The following is a 17,831-nucleotide window of genomic DNA, read 5'->3' on the forward strand; positions in this document are numbered from 1 at the left end:
TTCTGCTGATATAGCAGAAGGATTTTTTTAATCGGCAATTGGCCGTTTTTGTTCATCCAGTGTGAAACCTTCACCCATGACATCATGTACTTCCATCATGGAGACAAACGCTTCAGGATCGACTGAGACGATCAGATTCTTCAATCGAATCATTTCATTTTTACCGACTACACAATAGAGTATTTCACGATCTTCCTTTGAAAAATGTCCGTATCCTTTGAACACGGTCACGCCACGTTCCATGGAATCGGCGATTTTACTAGCGATTTCATCGGGGAAGTTCGTTACGATGAAAGCACCTCTTGCGGAATATGCACCTTCTTGAACGAAATCAATGACCCGCGCACCGACGAATAACGCAACTAAAGTGTACATCATCGAACGGTAGTCTAAATACACAGCCCATGACAATAAGATGATTGCTGCATCAAATGTGAACATCGTTTTGCCCATTGTAATGCCGAATTTCTTATGCGCAAGCCTTGCTATGATATCCGAACCGCCTGTCGTACCACCGCTTCTAAATATAATACCGAGCCCAACACCGATGAAAACACCCGCAAATAATGAAACTAAGAATAGATCGCCTTCCATATGAATATTGACTTCATATTTCATAAACAATTTAATGAATACGGAGACGGCTACTGTACCAATGACGGTATAAATGAAGGAACGTCTACCAAGCATTTTCCATCCTATAATGAACATGGGAATATTCAGCAACAAGTTCATCAATGCGGGATCCCAATTGAAGGCGAACAGTAAGATCAACGTAATTCCCGTGAATCCGCCTTCCGCCAGTTCATGTTGGATCGTAAAGTTTACGAGTCCGAAACTAAATAATGCTGCACCCAAGATAATTAATAAGATATTGCGTACACGAATTCCAGCGAACAAATACAACACTCCTTTGTTAGATGCACTCTTGATGTCATCAAGCTTTTATTTCTAGATAGCTTGTCCATTCAACGCACGTATTTTCATGTCACAATTCGTGCATTATACATAGTATGTGCTAAATATTATATTTTGACAATAGCCAGAAGAATGCATACGATAGGAAGGGGAGTTGATTGCGATGACTAAAACGATGGAACAACTGCAACAGGAAGTTGACACATACATAACAGGCTTTAAAGAAGGATATTTTCCTCCTATGGAACTCATCGCACGATTGACAGAAGAGTTAGGGGAATTATCACGTGAAGTTCAAGATCGCTATGGTATGAAGAAGAAAAAATCTACTGAAGCTGTGCGGACTTTGGAGGAAGAAACAGGCGATCTGTTATTCGTCCTCATCTGCTTCGCCAACTCACAACAAATCGATTTATCTACAGCACTTGAGACCGTCCTGACAAAATTCAACACAAGAGATAAAGACCGCTGGACTAAAAAGGAGGAAATGGAATGACGATTAAATTAGCGATAGCAGGTGCACGTGGAAGAATGGGTGGAACTGCGGTAGTGGCAGGTACGGAAGCAGCAGACATTGAAATCGTGGCGGCACTAGATTATAAACATGATGGAGAATATTTACATAATGGTTCAGTAACAGATGCGAAAGATGGAATTCCAATATATACATCTCTTGCAGCGTTACATGCGGCGCATCATCCAGATGTATTACTTGATGTGACGGATCCTGATGCGGTATTCGCTAACGCAAGCGAAGCATTATCTCTTGGTATGGACGTAGTGATCGGAACATCAGGATTGACTGCTGAAATGCTAGAGGACTTGGAGAGCCTTTCCAATGAACAGCAAAAGAGCTGTATTATCGCACCGAACTTCTCGATAGGCGCTGTGTTGATGATGAAATTTGCCCAACAAGCTGCACGTTATTTGGGAGACGTTGAAATACTTGAAATGCACCATGATCGGAAACTCGATGCACCGTCAGGAACTGCTGTTAAAACTGCAGAAATGATTCGTGAAGTCCGTGCAGCTCATATTCAAGGTCATCCTGAAGAACAAGAAACGCTAAAAGGCGCACGCGGTGCAGATGTGGAGGGAATGAAGATTCACAGCATTCGGTTACCTGGATTGCTTGCACATCAAGAAGTGCTACTTGGCGGTGAAGGAGAGTTACTCAAAATCCGTCATGACTCATTCGATCGTAAGTCCTTTATGCCGGGGATATTACTGGCGATTCGTGAATCAGTTTCCACACCACGATTCGTATACGGGCTTGAAAAAATTATAGATTAAACTTTTGCGGTGAGGCGGTTAATGTATGCAACATAGAAAATTAAAAGTAGGTGTCATTTGTTATCCTTCGCTTGGAGGATCAGGCGTAGTGGCAACGGAATTAGGACTGAAAATGGCGAGTAAAGGTCATGAGATGCATTATATTACATCGAGTAAACCTTTTCGTTTTTTAGATGTTCATCCAAATATCCAGTTTCATGAAGTGACGATCGAAGGATATGCGGTATTCAAGTACCCTCCTTATGACATTGCCCTTGCGAACCGTATTGCGCAAGTCATCGAATCGGAACAGCTGGATTTGCTCCACGTACACTATGCGGTGCCACACGCGATCTCGGCTATTCTGGCAAAAGATATGGCGGAATCCTCTATCGGTATTATAACGACCTTACATGGTACCGATGTGACGATTCTTGGCCACGACCCTGCATTACGAAATACATTGTCTTATGGTATTAATAAATCTGATCGTGTAACAGCTGTTTCACGTTCATTACGCAATGAAACGATTGAGTTGCTACAACCGAAGACGGAAATACGAACGATTTACAACTTTATCGACGAGGGAAAGTATTATCCACGTGAAGTAGCGCATCTGCGTGAAGAACTAGGTATTGCAGAAGATGAAAAAGTACTGATCCATATATCTAATTTCCGTAAAGTGAAGCGCATTCCCGATATTATCGAAAGCTTCCGTTTAATCGATAAGCAACATAAAGCAAAATTGCTATTAGTTGGTGAAGGTCCTGAAAAGTTTGATTTGGAAGAGTATGTAGAACGTATTGGATTGCAAGACGATATTCTGTTCTTAGGGAAACGGGATGATCTACCTGAATTATTATCAATCAGTGATGTGATGTTGTTACTTTCTGAGAAAGAAGCATTCGGTCTCGTCTTACTCGAAGCTTTTGCGTGCGGTGTGCCTGCCGTAGCCAATGCAATCGGCGGTATCCCGGAGGTTGTTCAGGATGGCGTTAACGGATTCTTAGTGCAACTAGGCGATGTACAAGCTGTTGCAGATCGTGTCACACAGTTGCTGAGCGATTCGGCTTTATATCAACAAATGAAAAAGCATGCGATTCAAACAGTGCAAGAAGAATTTAGTTCTGATTCGATTGTAGAACAATATGAGGAATTATATTATGAAGTGGCGGCGATGAAATGACGTCTACATTTGGTTCCGCAGCGAGCCGGCAAGTCATTCTAGAATTAAGTACAGCAGGCTACGAAGCAGTCTTTGTCGGCGGTGCAGTACGTGATGCTGAACTCGGCAAAAAGCCGCTCGATATCGATATAGCAACGTCGGCTACACCTCACCAAGTCAAAGAAGTATTTAGGCATACTATCGATATCGGTATTGAACACGGTACGATTCTGGTGATGATGCACGGCGAGCCGATTGAAGTGACGACGTACCGTACCGAATCTACATATAGCGACCAGCGTCATCCTGATGAAATAATCTATGTGAATTCATTGAAAGAAGATTTACAACGACGTGACTTTACGATCAATGCGCTTGCGATGACAGTGGATGGTGAACTCATAGATTTATTTGATGGACTGAAGGATTTGAAGCAAAAGATCATTCGTTGCGTGGGGAACCCTGAAGAACGCTTTGGGGAAGACCCGCTACGTATTTTCCGTGCTTTGCGTTTTTCCTCTGTTTTGGATTTTGAAATTGAAGAAAAAACATTGGATTCGATGAAAAAACTAGCTCCTTCATTACGGCATGTCGCAATTGAACGGATCAAAACCGAAATGGATAAACTGTTTCTAGGAGAGAATCCTTCCCGTGCATTTCATTACGGACGTCAAATTGGTTTACCCGAACTTTTTCCGGAGTTACTTGCGGCATTTGATACACTGGATCGCTACACTCCGTTTCTTCACGCGCGTCACGGCTTCGCAGCAATGCTTGCCGTAACGGACACAGAAGCCGCAAATCTCTCAAGACAGTTCAAATTGTCGAACGAGGAAAAACGCTTTTTGAAACAATTTGAGGAAGCATTTGCTAGCCGTAGAAATCATGTATTTGGTCCATGGGAATTCTATAGCTATTCAACCGACGTTTTAGAAGTTGTAGAAAAAGTGTATCATGTGAATCATGAAGATAATGAATTAATTACACAGCAAATTGAACAATATAAAGAGCAATTACCGATTAGAACACGTACAGATCTCGCTTTTACTGGAACGGACTTGTTGAAGTGGTCAGGCAAAAGTGGTGGAAAATGGACGAGTGATTGGATCAAGAAAATCGAACGAGCAATTGTCTTCGGACGAATTGAAAATGACGCACAGGCGATAAAGGACTGGTTTATAAATGAAATCACCCGTGAAAAGTGAATTATTGAAACGATTATTTGCGGCGCAAGGTGAACCTATATCGGGTCAAGATATTGCCGATGAATTCGGTCTCTCACGCACAGCTATTTGGAAATACATTAAAGAGCTTGAAGAAGAAGGCTATGAAATTGGGTCACAACGAAAGAAAGGCTATTACTTAATTGAAGCCCCAGATTTGGTCAACCAAGGAAACATCACGGAGTATTTAACGACAGAACGCTACGGAAGGACTATTAAATATTTTACAACAGTCCCTACTACGCAGACGATTGCACATGAAGACGCACAAAATGGAGCGGAAGATGGCACGTTGATTATTTCTGAAGAACAGACAGCTGGAAAAGGACGTTTGGCTAGACCTTGGACGTCAAAAGCAAATCGAGGCATTTGGATGAGTTTGATTATTCGTCCCGAACTGGCACCGCAATATGCTCCTCAATTGACACTGGTAGCGGCAGTAGCCATTGTTCGTGCAATTGAGGAAGTGGCAGATATTCAACCTATCATTAAGTGGCCAAATGATATTTTGATCAACGGTAAAAAGGTTACAGGTATTTTGACGGAGCTTCAGTCGGATCCCGATCGTGTCAAAGCGGTTATTTTGGGAATGGGCATCAATGCTAATCAACAGCCATCCGATTTCCCTGAAGAATTACAAACGATTGCCACATCATTACGTATCGAAAAAGGCGAAATGATTGACCGAGCGCAATTAGTGGCGGCCATCCTGAAGTATCTTGAGCAATATACGGACTTATATGTCGAAAAAGGATTTCCTCCAATTAAAATTTTATGGGAAAGTTATGCCGCCATTACAGGCAAGAAAATTAAAGCGAGCATGGTCCATGAAACAGTTGAAGGAGTCGCACTTGGTATATCACATGAAGGCATGCTAGAACTACAACTTGCAGACGGAACGATTCGCGGAATTTATTCCGCAGATATCGAGATTAAGAATTAAAACTATACAGAATCTGACTGTTTTGATATAGTATACGCATAGGGCGGTATCAATTATGGAGCTGCACCTGCTTGGCAAATGAATTATATAAGAAATCTGCCTTGATCTTTATAGACAGGGACGGAGGAAGCTAAATCAAACGCTTACGCAACCCTTCTGTCCAAATTTGGATCAGTAGGGTTTTATTTTTGGTTATTTTGCCTACCAAACGCCTGCTGAAATCAGACGTAAAGGAGAAGATTAACAGTGAAATCGACAACAGATTTTTCGAAAATGAAAACAAACGGTGAGAAAATCAGTATGCTGACAGCGTATGATTATCCGACAGCACAAATTGCAGAACAAGCGGGGATTGATGTACTTCTTGTAGGCGATTCACTTGGTATGGTCGTACTCGGTTATGATTCGACATCGCATGTGACGCTTGACGAGATGTCGCATCACGGCAAAGCAGTTCGCCGAGGTGCAAAAGATACATTTGTCATCGTAGATATGCCGTTTGGTACGTATCATGGTTCAGCTGACATAACCTTACAGAATGCTTTACGGTTATTCCAGGAAACTTCTGCGAATGCGCTTAAAGTAGAAGGCAGTGGTGCAGTCATCGATAAAATCAAGTTGTTGACGACAGCGGGTATGCCAGTATGTGCACATTTAGGATTGCTTCCGCAGTCTGCTGGAGTCACCGGTGGATATAAAGTACAAGGTAAAACAGCGGCGGCAGCTAAACAGCTGATTGATGATGCTAAAGCTTGTGAAGCAGCAGGAGCATTCATGATCGTGCTCGAGTGTATTCCTTTCCAATTAGCGAAAGAAGTTTCTATGGCCGTTTCTATTCCTATCATCGGAATTGGTGCAGGCGCAGAAACAGATGGACAAGTACTTGTTTTTCATGACATGGTTCGCTACGGTAATCATAAATTACCAAAATTCGTTGAAAGTTATGCGGAAGTTGGTAAAGATATCGAAGGCGCCATGAAGTTATATAACTCGGCAGTGAAAAACGGTTCATTCCCTTCTGAGAGCCACCGCTTCACTATGAAGGAAGAAGAACTGGATGCGTTGTACGGGGGGAAGACACTATGAATGCCAGTGCTACTATGCAAATAGTTCGTTCAATCGCTGAACTGAAAAATATTCTTAATCCAAGACAACGAGAAGGACGCACAGTTGGTTTCGTACCAACAATGGGTTTCCTTCATGAAGGACATATGGCATTAGCGAAGGAAGCGCGGAGAGATCATGACATCGTAGTGATGAGTATTTTCGTTAACCCTGCACAGTTCGGACCCGGTGAAGATTATGATGCCTATCCACGGGATGAACAGCATGACGCGGAACTTGCATCCACTGCAGGAGTGGATTATCTATTCATTCCATCTGCTGAAGAGATGTATCCTCGTAAAAGCGGAATCAGTATTTTGCCAGGTGAACAGGCATCCCGACTATGTGGTGCTTCTAGACCAGGACATTTCGATGGTGTATTGAAAGTGGTATTGAAATTATTCAATATCGTTGATCCAGATGAATCCTATTTTGGTATGAAAGATGCACAGCAACTTGCGATTATTGAAACATTCGTACATGATTTCAACTTGCGTACGTCAATTACTCGTGTACCTACTGTGCGTGAAGAAGACGGTCTCGCGAAAAGCTCCCGTAATGTCCGATTACTTGAACATGAACGAAATGAAGCGAGCGCGATTTATCGTGCACTGAGCTTGGGAAGACGCAGTTATTATGAAGGCATTCCATTGCAAGAGGTAGCGAAGATCGTGCGCAGAACGATTGAAGAGGAAACGTCAGGAACGATTGATTATGTCGAAGTACTGGCTTATCCATCATTGGATGAAAATATCAACGACGCGGCAGAAGTGATAGTAGCCGCAGCGGTGCAGTTTACTTCCGCAAGATTGATAGATAATATTATTATGTCAACTATAAAGGATGAATAGAATGTTTAGAATGATGATGAATGGAAAATTACATCGCGCTACTGTCACAGAAGCTGACTTGAATTACGTCGGCAGCATTACAATTGATGGAGCTTTATTAGAAGCTGCGGGTATGTTGCCGAATGAAAAAGTGCAGATCGTCAATAATAATAACGGTGCGCGCTTCGAAACGTATATTATCGAAGGAGAGCCAGGTAGCGGCGTGATTTGTGTGAACGGTGCTGCTGCGCGTCTTGTGCAGCCAGGCGACATCGTCATCATCTTATCCTACGTGTATGTGTCGGAGGAAGAGGCACGCACGCATCGACCGACTGTGTTGATTATGGATGAGAACAATCGTGTGAAAGAAGTTATTACGGAAAAACCTGGCGTCGCTATATTCTAAAGAGTACTAAACCCCCATTTGAGAGTTATTCGAATGGGGGTTTAGTTTGTAGAATTTGAGAGTTGGGAAGGAGAAAGAAGCGTTGATCTGCGTTCCGAACTAGAGCTTTAATCCGAAACTACTACCCAATGTTCCTTTTAATTTTTTCTTGTCATTGACTCCGATGCAAGACGTGAGTCGCTGTGGTAAGTGTGATACAATTTGCTTTAGAAACCAAATAGGAAGTTGATGATGGTATGTCTACAAGCAAATATGCAGTTGTCGATTTGGAAACGACTGGTCATTCGCCTTCAAAGGGAGATCGGATTATTCAAATAGCAATTGTCTTTATTGAGAACAATCAAATAATTGATACATATATGCGCTATGTGCATCCGCAGCGCTCGATTCCGCCCTTTATTCATCAATTGACATCAATCGGAGATGAAGACGTTGCAGACGCCGCTCCTTTTGAAGAGATCGCTGAAGAGGTGGCAGATTTGCTTGCTGGGTGTATTTTTGTCGCGCATAATACAGACTTTGACGTATCATTTCTACAAAAAGAATTCATACGATGTGGCATGTCACAATGGTATGGCAAGACGATTGATACAGTAGAACTAGCGAAGATTATGTATCCTACATTGCCAAGTTATCGATTGCAGGATATAGCCGAATCTCTGGGGATCCCTTTACAGCAAGCTCACCGTGCGGATGATGATGCGGAAGCGACTGCGTTGTTCTTGTTGAAGGCACTTGAGAAAATTGAAACGTTACCTAAAGAAACATTAAGTCGTATGCATGAGCGTTCATTTGCGATGAAATCTGAAATCTCGACGTTATTCTATGAAGCACTTAAGCGCTCTCGAGGACATGAAACATCTAGTGACTACGCTTTGTTCCGAGGGATTCCGTATGTAAAATCGAAGCTCCGTACTATGGCATGGCCGCAGCCTATAGCATTTCCAGCAGACGAGATGGCGAAAGAACATGTGATGCAGAAAATTCATCCGTCTTATCATATTAGAGAAGGTCAAGCACAGTTGATGGATTTGACGTGGCAATCATTCATTGAAAAGAAACAAGTGGCTGTTGAGATTCCTACGGGTGCAGGCAAGACGATCGGTTATTTAGTACCGGCATTAATTCATGCATTTGAAACGAAACAACCGGTTGTTATTAGTACGTATACAAACCATTTGGTCGATACACTAGCCGAGGAAGTCGCAAAACTTGAAAAGGCTTTGCACATAACGATTCCAACGACTGTGATCAAAGGTATGTCAAATTATATTTCATTGGGAAAGTTTGAAGAACTTATGCATTTTAATGATGAAGTGTATGATGACTCCATCACGATCATGCAGTTATTGGTCTGGTTGACAGAAACGACTACTGGAGATTTAGATGAGGTGAATGTATCGGGAGGCGGTCAGCTGTTTGTCGACCGTATCCGTAAGCGTTCGATGCGCGTGAAGAAAGATGAACGAATAGCCGATTTCTATACACATACATTGAAAAACTGCCAGCAGTCGATGGTGTTGTTGACGAATCACTCGATGTTACTAAATGACAAACAGCGCTATGATCCGTTATTCCATTCCATTAGTGGTTTGGTGGTGGATGAAGCGCATCAAATGAATCAAGCAGCTATTCGCACGCATCAGCAAGTGTTTTCCTATACAAATTGGAAGTATGTAATGAGTCAGTTGAACGGCTTAAGTAATTGTCAGTTGCTGTTTGATATGCAAGATGTCTTGATACGATTTCATTTTAATCATAAAACTTCCACCGAACGCTTACAACACGCGTTTGACGAATTCATGTTGGCATTCGATGAATCGATGCTCGTACTGATCAACTCGAACTCAAATAACGGGGATAAACAGGTGACAAAAACGATACAGCCACTATCTAAGCGTTTGAGGACGAATGAAATTTTCACTAAAGTTTTGCGTAAGATGAATGAATATATTAGCGTGTCTGAAAAATATGCTGCACCACTAAAAAACCTCTCGAATGAATTAACTGTTCATGAGCTTGCTGTACTGAATGAATGGTCTTATTGGGTCAATGAAATGAAAGTCAAAGCAGGAGAATGGGTTGAACTATTTTTGGAAAAGCCGAAAATGAGCTCGACGGTTTGGATGGAAAAAGACAGCCGCAGTTTGCCAGGTAGTTTACAGATCAAGAAAAGCCCAGTTAACGGTTCTGAAGTCATCCGGGATTTCATTGATACACTCGAAGGTGAGGCAGGTATCGTCTGGACATCTGGAACGCTAACAGCCGGACAGCAAGATCGCTTCGTGCTGGATCAAGCGGGACTGCCGCCTTCTGTCCCATTATATACATTTAAAGCACCTGCTAACTTTTACGAAGGCGCACATACGTTAATTGTGGAAGATATGCCGGATATTCAGCAAGTATCGAATGATGAGTATATCGAAGCGGTGGCGGATGCACTAATTCAAACGGCCGTTGCGATTGAAGGACGAGTATTTGCATTGTTCTTGTCGCATGACATGTTGAAGAAGACTCATCAAGCGGTGATCGACAGTGAATCATTGCAAGAAGATTATGTATTGATTGCACAAGGTGTTAGTTCTGGAAGTCGTCACAAGCTGTTAAAGACATTTAAACAGCAGGAGAAAGCGGTGTTGTTCGGCACGACGAGCTTCTGGGAAGGCGTCGATGTACCGAGTGAACAATTATCTGCGGTAGTTGTTGTTCGTCTGCCGTTTACTTCACCGGATGAACCTCTCTTTAAAGCGCGTTCTGAAGCATTGGTCGCAGAGCGTAAAAACGCATTCATGCATCTAGGTTTACCTGAAGCTATACTGCGTTTCCGACAAGGATTCGGCAGATTGATTCGCTCATCTGATCAGCAGGGGTTCTTTATTATATTAGATCGCCGTATCGATACCAAATCCTATGGTAAATCCTTTTTAGAGGCATTACCAAAGTCATTTGTGAAAAAAGTATCCCTTGAAGGTCTAGTTAACGAGATCGAAAATTGTTATAATGATGGATGTAGCAAAAGAAAGTAGGTTGTAAAATGAATCGAAAAAAATCAACGGTTCATTCGATAGGAAGAGTCGCTTATGCTTAATTGGATTAAGTTTCTATTTCTATTTTTACTCACACTTGGAATCACGATTACACTGATCGTTTTCTACCAAGCAGAGAAACCGTTCGCTGCATCGAGTAAGGTAGCGGAAAAAGCTGTATTGGAAAATAATGTTCTTGAAAAGGTAAATAAGACGAATCATTATCATGGAAAGACATCATGGATCACGGTCTATGGAATAGATAAGAATGGACATGAAAAAATAGTTTTCGTTGAAGAACAAACGACGAAAATACTAAAAGCCGTTTCGATTAAAGATGGTATTACAGAGCAAAAAGCCATTGCTAACGTCAAAAGAGATGATGATGTGAAGAAAATACTGAACGCATCATTAGGTCTGGAAAATGACACACCATTTTGGGAAGTTGGTTATCTCGATAGCGAGGATACGTTAAACTATGCGTATCTAAACTTCACCGATGGAAAGCGGCTTAAGCATATTACAAAATTATAGAGTGAGTTGGAATTAGAACTAAAAGGGAGCGGTCAATTTGAGAAAGCAATTAGCGTCCAGAGTAAGTACTTTAACACCATCTACAACATTAGCGATTACTGCAAAAGCAAAAGAAATGAAAGCAGCCGGCATCGATATTGTTGGGCTCGGAGCAGGCGAACCGGATTTTAATACACCTGAAAACATTTTGGCAGCAGCGTATCAATCAATGAAAGATGGAAAGACAAAATATACTCCTGCGGGCGGTCTTCCAGAATTAAAAGACGCTATAATTGACAAATTGAAAAGAGATCAAGGCTTGGACTATACACGTAAGGAAGTGTTGGTCGGTATCGGAGCGAAGCACGTACTCTTTACACTATTCCAAGTCCTACTGAATAAAGGTGATGAAGTCATCATTCCTTCCCCATTCTGGGTGAGTTATCCGGAACAGGTGAAATTAGCGGAAGGCACGCCAGTATTTATTGAAGGCACGGCTGCCAATCAATTCAAAGTATCTGCGAAGCAAATCAACGAGGCAATTACTGATCAAACTAAAGCCGTGATCATTAACTCGCCAGGTAATCCGACGGGAATGATTTATTCCAAGGAAGAACTGGAAGAAATTGCTGAAGTTTGCCGTGAAAAAGACGTGTGGATCATTTCGGATGAAATATATGAAAAACTCGTTTATGATGGACAACACCATGTATCCATTGCGCAACTTTCAGAAGATGCAAAAGAGCGTACATTCGTTATAAATGGAGTATCGAAATCCCATTCGATGACAGGTTGGAGAATTGGTTATATTGCAGGTGACGCGGAAGTAGTAGGTGCGATGACGAACCTCGCTAGCCATTCGACGTCTAACCCGACAACGACTTCACAATACGCTGCGATCGAAGCATATAACGGACCGCAAGATGCTGTGGAAGTGATGCGAAAAGATTTCGAATCCCGTTTGAATCAAGCGTATCCTAAGCTTGCAGCTATCCCAGGTTTCCACGTGTTAAAGCCACAAGGAGCATTCTATTTCTTGCCCGATGTCCAAGAAGCATTGAAGAATACTGGCTTTGCAAATGTCGATGTGTTCGCACAAGCGTTATTGACAGAAGCGAAAGTAGCAGTCATTCCAGGTACTGGCTTCGGTTCTGATTCGACGATTCGACTTTCGTATGCAACGTCAATCGATCAATTGGAAAAAGGAATTGCACGTATTGATCAATTTGTAAGAGATCACTGGAAAGCGTAAAACAGAAGCAACCCATTAGTTGCTGATGAGAGGAAGTTTCAAATATGCAGCAAGATGAGCGGCTGAAAATCTGGATTGAGCAGGGGAATGTTTCTATTTCCCAGCTCTTTTTTCAACATTATAAAAAACTATTGATCTCAGATAATGATGCCATGGTATTACTCCATATGATTGCATTTCAGGAAGCGGGGAACTATTTTCCTACGCCGACCGATATCGCGAATCGTATGCAACAACAAGAGAAAGATGTTACGAATTGCTTACAGCGCATGATGCAAAAAGGATTATTTTCTATAGAACAGAGTACCGATGAAAATAAAGTATTGCATGAAAAGTTTTCATTTTATCCTTTATGGAAACGATTGATAGAAGAAGTTGAAAAACAGAAGATGCAGTCAGAAGAAGAAGTGGTCAAGCAGGATGAGGGAGAAATCTTCTCGTTATTTGAGCAAGAATTCGGTCGTTTCTTATCACCGATGGAATTTGAAACAATCGGTATGTGGATTGATAAAGATGGTCATTCCACGGAAATTATCCGTGCAGCATTACGAGAAGCCGTTTTGGCACAAAAGATGAGTTTGCGTTATATTGATCGGATTTTATTTGAGTGGAAAAAGAAAAATGTCAAGACTATGCGAGATGTTGAAAAGCAGACGAAAGCGTTCCGTCCGACAACTGTAGCAACAGCTCCGCAAGCAAAAACAGCAATTAAAGATGTACCTTTCTATAATTGGCTTGAAGAACGGGAGTAGGTGAAACGATGCTGACAAAAACACAATGGAACATATGCCTGCAAAAGTTCGAAGAGATGTTTCCAGAAGCGCATTGTGAACTCGTTCATAAGAATCCTTTTGAATTACTAATCGCAACTCTTTTATCAGCGCAATGTACAGACGTACTAGTCAATCGCGTCACAGCAGAGTTGTTTAAGAAATATCAAACACCAGAAGATTATCTTGCTGTACCTATTGAAGAATTGCAGGACGATATACGTTCAATCGGCTTGTTCCGTAATAAATCAAAGAATATACAGGCACTTAGTCTCCAACTGCTTGACGAGTTTGGTGGAGAAGTACCTCCAAACCGTGATGAGATGATGACGTTACCGGGTGTGGGTAGGAAGACAGCCAATGTCGTTGTATCAAACGCATTCGGTGTTCCAGCTCTAGCTGTTGATACACATGTGGAGCGCGTAGCGAAAAGGCTTGGCATGAATCGCTGGAAAGATCGTCCGCTTGATGTAGAAGAAAAAATCATGCGTTGGACACCAATGGGAAAATGGACTCAAACTCATCATCAAATGATTTTCTTCGGTCGTTATCACTGCAAAGCACAAAATCCCAACTGCCCAGAATGTCCACTGTTGGATTTATGCCGTGAAGGCCAGAAAAGGATGAAAGCGAAATGACACCTGAACAGTTAAAAGAACATGTCCAACAAGTACTTGCTCGGTGGGAACAGCAAAAGCCGGAATTAGAAGAAACGTATGCTGTCAACGACGAACGTAAATTGCTATTAATACAGCCAGCAATCGAGCAGTTAGAATGGTTGATCGGCCAGAGTGAACTAGCAGAGAATTCTCATACAGGCAAGATGCACCATGCACTTGAGCCGAATAATTACGAGGAACGAATCGAATTTATCAAACTGCAAAAAAATAGTCATTATGCGATGATTCAACTGACGATGCTGTATGATGAGATGAAGAAGAAGGCGGCACGTATACGTGTTCAACAGTAAATAAAAAGAGCGAATCGACATCATGTCGGTTCGCTCTTTTTTAGTTGATAGGTTAATCAGAGGGGTTGATGTTGGGTTCATTTTGATTTTGACCTTGTTCTCCTTGATTCCCTTGGTTTCCTTGTCCTTGATTGTTCTGACCTTGACCTTGACCTTGATTTTGATCTTGGTTGTTTTGGTTATTGTCGTTCTCATTATTGTTCGAGTTGTTGCCATCTGGATTATTTGGGGTATTTTGATCCGATTGGTTTTGATCTTCATTATCGGATTCATTATCTGAATTTGAGTCAGTATCTGATGGATCATCGTCCGGAATATTTTGATCATCCCCGTTATCGTCAGGCACAATGATTGGCTCGTCTTCAATTACTGGTTCATTTGCATCTTTTATCGATAGGCTAGCTGTTGCTGATCCGCTCGTATAGCCGCCCATATTGGCACTCACGTAGAATGTATAGCTCTTGCCGTATTCTACACCTGAATAGGTCGTCTGCTGATCAGAAGTAGTGGTAATACTTTGTGCTGCCCCACCATCAACAGAGACGCTTACGTTGAATGTAGGACTTCCTAGGCTATCATACTTATTCGATACATCATAATTCCAATTCAATTGAACGGTGTTGGAATTTGCATCGAATTGTGCGGTTAAACCTTCCGGACTTGGGATGGATATTTTTTCAGGTACTGCAGATCTGTCGGGCAGTGTTCCCCTGACAAATAATTCAGTACTAATCTGATTGCGATAAGTAAATGAACTCGCCAGCATGATAGGGTCACTGCCTTTGACGATATCCGCCTCTTCTACAGAGTCGGGTTGAGCGAATGTACCTGGATCTTTTGCGATTTTGCTCATGACATCACGGAAAAGATATTGTGGAACGTAACGTCCGTGCTCATATGTCGTGATAGGTAGATACTTACCATACCCGCCCCATGTTGAAATTGTATATTCGGTTGTATAACCTGTAAACCACGTATCAGGCACGTAATGACTTTTCATATTGTCTTTTTGCATTTTTTTAGCATCAAAATTTGTTGTACCAGTTTTTCCCGCAATATCCATATTACTGATATTTGCTCGAGTACCTGTTGCTTCATACTCGGTAAGGACATCACGCAATACATCTGTAATCATATAGGCAGTAGAATCTTTCATTGCAGTTACAGGATCCGGACGTAAATTCTTTTCTGTTTTCCCGTCACGCAATACTAGTTTAGTTACGGCATGGGGTTTTGTGTAAATACCGCCATTACCGAAAGCAGCATATGCGCCTGCCATTTGAACTGTAGAGAATTCAGCTCCGCCACCTAGGGCATTAGATGAATCTATATTGTCATACGTAAACCCAAGTTTATTCGCGAAGGCTTCTGCTTTCTTAGTTCCTACTTTTTCAAATGCCTTGACTGCCGGTACGTTTCTAGACCAATACAGTGCTTGTCGCATAGTTAATGTACCAAGGAATTTACCATCTGCGTTACGGATCTTATCACCCGAGCCTTTATAACTGTATGGTTCATCAACTACTTTTTGTCCTGTAGACCAGTCTAGCTCTTCAATTGCCGGACCGTAAGACAAAATTGGCTTTATACTGGAGCCCGGTGCACGTTTTACTTCGGCGAAATTCAAATTTCGACCTGAATAGTTTCGTCCGCCACCAATTGCAACGATAGCGCTAGTTTTCGTATCCAGTACCGTCATACCTGCTTCCATTTCATCCGATTCATAATAACTCGGATCATTGATGGCCGCTTCTACTGTTTCTTGTACTTTTGTATCAAGCGCTGTCTGCACTGTCACACCTTCAGATAGAAGATCAGCATAGCCAGCAGCTTCAATTTCATCAAGTACCGCATCCACGTAAGCAGGATATTTACCGAATACTTCACGGTCTTCTTCTGCTAATAAAGTAGAAGTTACCGGTACTTTCTTTGCTTCATTCATTTCAGCGGTCGTAATCTTGCCGTGACGTTCCATAAGAGTCAATACGATATTACGGCGTTTTTCTGCACGTTCAGGATGTTTAAACGGATTATAGCCGTTTGGAGACTGCGGCATACCTGCAAGCAAAGCCATTTCAGGTAATTCCAGTTCGCCTACTTTTTTTCCGTAGAAGAAGTTTGCACCTGTACCGATGCCATAACGTGTACCTGACATTAAAACTTTATTAAAATACATTTCGAAAATTTCTTCTTTTGTATATTCTTTTTCCAATTTGTGCGCAAGCCATGCTTCTTGTGCTTTACGTTTCAACGTTTTTTCGTTTTTTAAGAAAGAGTTTTTAATGACTTGTTGCGTCAAAGTAGAGGCACCTTGTGCTCCAAATCCACTGCGGAAGTTGGCAACTACGGCTCCGCCAAGACGATAGAAGTCTATACCACCGTGTTTGAAGAAACGAACATCTTCCGTTGCTAGAATTGCGTCTTTCAACTGATCCGGGATTTCATCGTATGGTACAAATTCCCGTTTTTCAGCTCCGAACTTCATGAAAATATCGCCATCTTTTGTAAGGAAGTTTGACGTCAAAGGATCTTTTAACAGTTCCTCATCTAGATCAGGCGCTGTACTTGCATAATAAGCAAATAAGGAAACGCCGCCAACTAATACTATAAGGAAAAGTGCAGCAATCCCCAGGAGAATTTTCTTCCACAACTCTTTTGGGAACTTTCTTTGGGGCTGTTTTTGTCGTTCTGTTTTAACTGTTACTTGTTTCTTTCGTCTTTCCGTTCTCGAGTTTATGTTATCACTCATAATAGTTCCTGCCTTTCGCTCTCGTTAATCTGTCTTGCTTTTGATCCAATCCGCTACAGCTTGTATATAATCCAACCGGGGTTGATAACCCGCATTGATCTCGATGGATCGTTGTTCGATTTCTACTAACGTAATAGACTTTCTTCCACCCTTTTCCATACGTTGCCAAAGAGGATAGAATTCTTGAAACGGTAGTAAGAAATATCGATCCAATAAAGTAAAGTTGACGATAAAAAAAGCCAGTCCTGATTGGTCAATCACTTGCTTCATATGTTGCACTTGATGCAAATGAATGTTTTGCAATGGCAACGAAGTTTTATTTTTCGTTTCTTTTGCTTCAAAATCCACATAATAACCGTTCCAAATGCCATTATAGTCAGTCGTAGAAGGAGTACGGAAGTAGGCTTCTGTAATGACCGCAGCACTTCTTGCGGGATACCGCACGTTCACAATTTGTATAGGAACAGGCTTTTTATGGATGACAGCCAAACCATGCGCTAAATAGTATTCATTTGTATCATTTAGTTCGTCCTCTAATGACTTACCCCGATTACTAAAAGAGTAGTCAAAATTTTTCTTTTTTGAAGAAGATACGGGAGGAGTAAACTTTTTTCCGTTTGGATAACGTATCGCCATTGTGACCACCTCGTACTCTACATCATACCATACCCACTACTGGACGAGTTACCG

At 41.8% G+C, this 17,831-nt stretch carries 17 protein-coding genes; 14 read left to right on the top strand and 3 right to left on the bottom strand.

Going from position 1 to position 17,831, the window contains the following annotated elements:
• Positions 1–27: 27 nt before the first annotated feature.
• A complete protein-coding gene (locus CSV69_RS08740; protein WP_085428819.1) occupies positions 28–900 on the bottom strand; it encodes a YitT family protein in 873 nt (290 codons plus the stop codon).
• Between the two features lie 181 nt (positions 901–1,081).
• On the opposite strand from CSV69_RS08740, the gene CSV69_RS08745 reads away from it, so the two are divergent.
• The 14 genes from CSV69_RS08745 to CSV69_RS08810 all read left to right on the top strand — a co-directional run bounded on the left by CSV69_RS08745 (position 1,082) and on the right by CSV69_RS08810 (position 14,392).
• Positions 1,082–1,414: a nucleotide pyrophosphohydrolase gene (locus tag CSV69_RS08745; RefSeq protein WP_085429116.1), complete on the top strand. Its 333-nt coding sequence runs from the start codon at positions 1,082–1,084 to the stop codon at positions 1,412–1,414.
• Entirely contained in the window at positions 1,411–2,211 is an 801-nt protein-coding gene (gene dapB, locus CSV69_RS08750; RefSeq protein ID WP_085428820.1) for a 4-hydroxy-tetrahydrodipicolinate reductase, read from the top strand. Before CSV69_RS08745 ends, dapB begins: the two co-directional genes overlap by 4 nt.
• A gap of 25 nt (positions 2,212–2,236) precedes the next feature.
• Positions 2,237–3,376, top strand: a complete 1,140-nt coding sequence (bshA, locus tag CSV69_RS08755; RefSeq protein ID WP_085428821.1) for an N-acetyl-alpha-D-glucosaminyl L-malate synthase BshA — start codon at positions 2,237–2,239, stop codon at positions 3,374–3,376.
• The gene (locus CSV69_RS08760) at positions 3,373–4,560 is read left to right on the top strand and encodes a CCA tRNA nucleotidyltransferase (RefSeq protein ID WP_099693201.1); all 1,188 of its coding nucleotides are present in this window, start codon (positions 3,373–3,375) and stop codon (positions 4,558–4,560) included. The genes bshA and CSV69_RS08760 overlap by 4 nt, the downstream gene beginning before the upstream one ends.
• Positions 4,538–5,521 carry a biotin--[acetyl-CoA-carboxylase] ligase gene (locus CSV69_RS08765; RefSeq protein ID WP_085428823.1) on the top strand — a complete coding sequence of 328 codons (984 nt, stop codon included), beginning with the start codon at positions 4,538–4,540 and terminating at the stop codon, positions 5,519–5,521. Before CSV69_RS08760 ends, CSV69_RS08765 begins: the two co-directional genes overlap by 23 nt.
• Before the next feature lie 246 nt (positions 5,522–5,767).
• Entirely contained in the window at positions 5,768–6,607 is an 840-nt protein-coding gene (gene panB / locus CSV69_RS08770) for a 3-methyl-2-oxobutanoate hydroxymethyltransferase (protein ID WP_099624584.1), read from the top strand.
• Entirely contained in the window at positions 6,604–7,476 is an 873-nt protein-coding gene (gene panC / locus CSV69_RS08775; protein ID WP_369823945.1) for a pantoate--beta-alanine ligase, read from the top strand. Before panB ends, panC begins: the two co-directional genes overlap by 4 nt.
• Position 7,477: 1 nt before the next feature.
• Complete coding sequence (gene panD, locus CSV69_RS08780) at positions 7,478–7,861, top strand: aspartate 1-decarboxylase (protein WP_085428825.1); 384 nt, start codon at positions 7,478–7,480, stop codon at positions 7,859–7,861.
• A gap of 236 nt (positions 7,862–8,097) precedes the next feature.
• On the top strand, positions 8,098–10,887 hold the full coding sequence (gene dinG / locus CSV69_RS08785; protein ID WP_099693202.1) for an ATP-dependent DNA helicase DinG: 2,790 nt from the start codon (positions 8,098–8,100) through the stop codon (positions 10,885–10,887).
• 54 nt (positions 10,888–10,941) lie between these two features.
• Complete coding sequence (locus CSV69_RS08790; RefSeq protein WP_085428827.1) at positions 10,942–11,421, top strand: cell wall elongation regulator TseB-like domain-containing protein; 480 nt, start codon at positions 10,942–10,944, stop codon at positions 11,419–11,421.
• A gap of 37 nt (positions 11,422–11,458) precedes the next feature.
• On the top strand, positions 11,459–12,652 hold the full coding sequence (locus CSV69_RS08795; RefSeq protein ID WP_099693203.1) for a pyridoxal phosphate-dependent aminotransferase: 1,194 nt from the start codon (positions 11,459–11,461) through the stop codon (positions 12,650–12,652).
• 44 nt (positions 12,653–12,696) lie between these two features.
• Complete coding sequence (locus CSV69_RS08800; RefSeq protein WP_085428829.1) at positions 12,697–13,404, top strand: DnaD domain-containing protein; 708 nt, start codon at positions 12,697–12,699, stop codon at positions 13,402–13,404.
• A gap of 8 nt (positions 13,405–13,412) precedes the next feature.
• Positions 13,413–14,060 carry an endonuclease III gene (nth, locus tag CSV69_RS08805; RefSeq protein WP_099693204.1) on the top strand — a complete coding sequence of 216 codons (648 nt, stop codon included), beginning with the start codon at positions 13,413–13,415 and terminating at the stop codon, positions 14,058–14,060.
• Positions 14,057–14,392: a YpoC family protein gene (locus CSV69_RS08810; RefSeq protein WP_099693205.1), complete on the top strand. Its 336-nt coding sequence runs from the start codon at positions 14,057–14,059 to the stop codon at positions 14,390–14,392. The genes nth and CSV69_RS08810 overlap by 4 nt, the downstream gene beginning before the upstream one ends.
• A gap of 52 nt (positions 14,393–14,444) precedes the next feature.
• Here CSV69_RS08810 and CSV69_RS08815 read toward each other — a convergent pair whose 3' ends face one another.
• A complete protein-coding gene (locus CSV69_RS08815) occupies positions 14,445–17,141 on the bottom strand; it encodes a transglycosylase domain-containing protein (RefSeq protein WP_099693206.1) in 2,697 nt (898 codons plus the stop codon).
• A gap of 24 nt (positions 17,142–17,165) precedes the next feature.
• Positions 17,166–17,777, bottom strand: coding sequence for a Holliday junction resolvase RecU (gene recU / locus CSV69_RS08820; protein WP_099693207.1), 612 nt, complete (start codon positions 17,775–17,777; stop codon positions 17,166–17,168).
• Positions 17,778–17,831 lie beyond the last annotated feature (54 nt).

The organism is Sporosarcina sp. P26b (genome assembly GCF_002743245.1).
In the GTDB taxonomy this organism is placed as follows: domain Bacteria; phylum Bacillota; class Bacilli; order Bacillales_A; family Planococcaceae; genus Sporosarcina; species Sporosarcina ureae_C.

Coding starts and splice junctions, on each gene's coding strand:
- CSV69_RS08790 (WP_085428827.1), top strand. CDS start 10,942: ATGCTTAATTGGATTAAGTTTCTATTTCTATTTTTACTCACACTTGGA.
- dapB (WP_085428820.1), top strand. CDS start 1,411: ATGACGATTAAATTAGCGATAGCAGGTGCACGTGGAAGAATGGGTGGA.
- dinG (WP_099693202.1), top strand. CDS start 8,098: ATGTCTACAAGCAAATATGCAGTTGTCGATTTGGAAACGACTGGTCAT.
- CSV69_RS08760 (WP_099693201.1), top strand. CDS start 3,373: ATGACGTCTACATTTGGTTCCGCAGCGAGCCGGCAAGTCATTCTAGAA.
- panC (WP_369823945.1), top strand. CDS start 6,604: ATGAATGCCAGTGCTACTATGCAAATAGTTCGTTCAATCGCTGAACTG.
- bshA (WP_085428821.1), top strand. CDS start 2,237: ATGCAACATAGAAAATTAAAAGTAGGTGTCATTTGTTATCCTTCGCTT.
- CSV69_RS08765 (WP_085428823.1), top strand. CDS start 4,538: ATGAAATCACCCGTGAAAAGTGAATTATTGAAACGATTATTTGCGGCG.
- CSV69_RS08815 (WP_099693206.1), bottom strand. CDS start 17,141: ATGAGTGATAACATAAACTCGAGAACGGAAAGACGAAAGAAACAAGTA.
- CSV69_RS08745 (WP_085429116.1), top strand. CDS start 1,082: ATGACTAAAACGATGGAACAACTGCAACAGGAAGTTGACACATACATA.
- CSV69_RS08800 (WP_085428829.1), top strand. CDS start 12,697: ATGCAGCAAGATGAGCGGCTGAAAATCTGGATTGAGCAGGGGAATGTT.
- recU (WP_099693207.1), bottom strand. CDS start 17,777: ATGGCGATACGTTATCCAAACGGAAAAAAGTTTACTCCTCCCGTATCT.
- nth (WP_099693204.1), top strand. CDS start 13,413: ATGCTGACAAAAACACAATGGAACATATGCCTGCAAAAGTTCGAAGAG.
- CSV69_RS08810 (WP_099693205.1), top strand. CDS start 14,057: ATGACACCTGAACAGTTAAAAGAACATGTCCAACAAGTACTTGCTCGG.
- panD (WP_085428825.1), top strand. CDS start 7,478: ATGTTTAGAATGATGATGAATGGAAAATTACATCGCGCTACTGTCACA.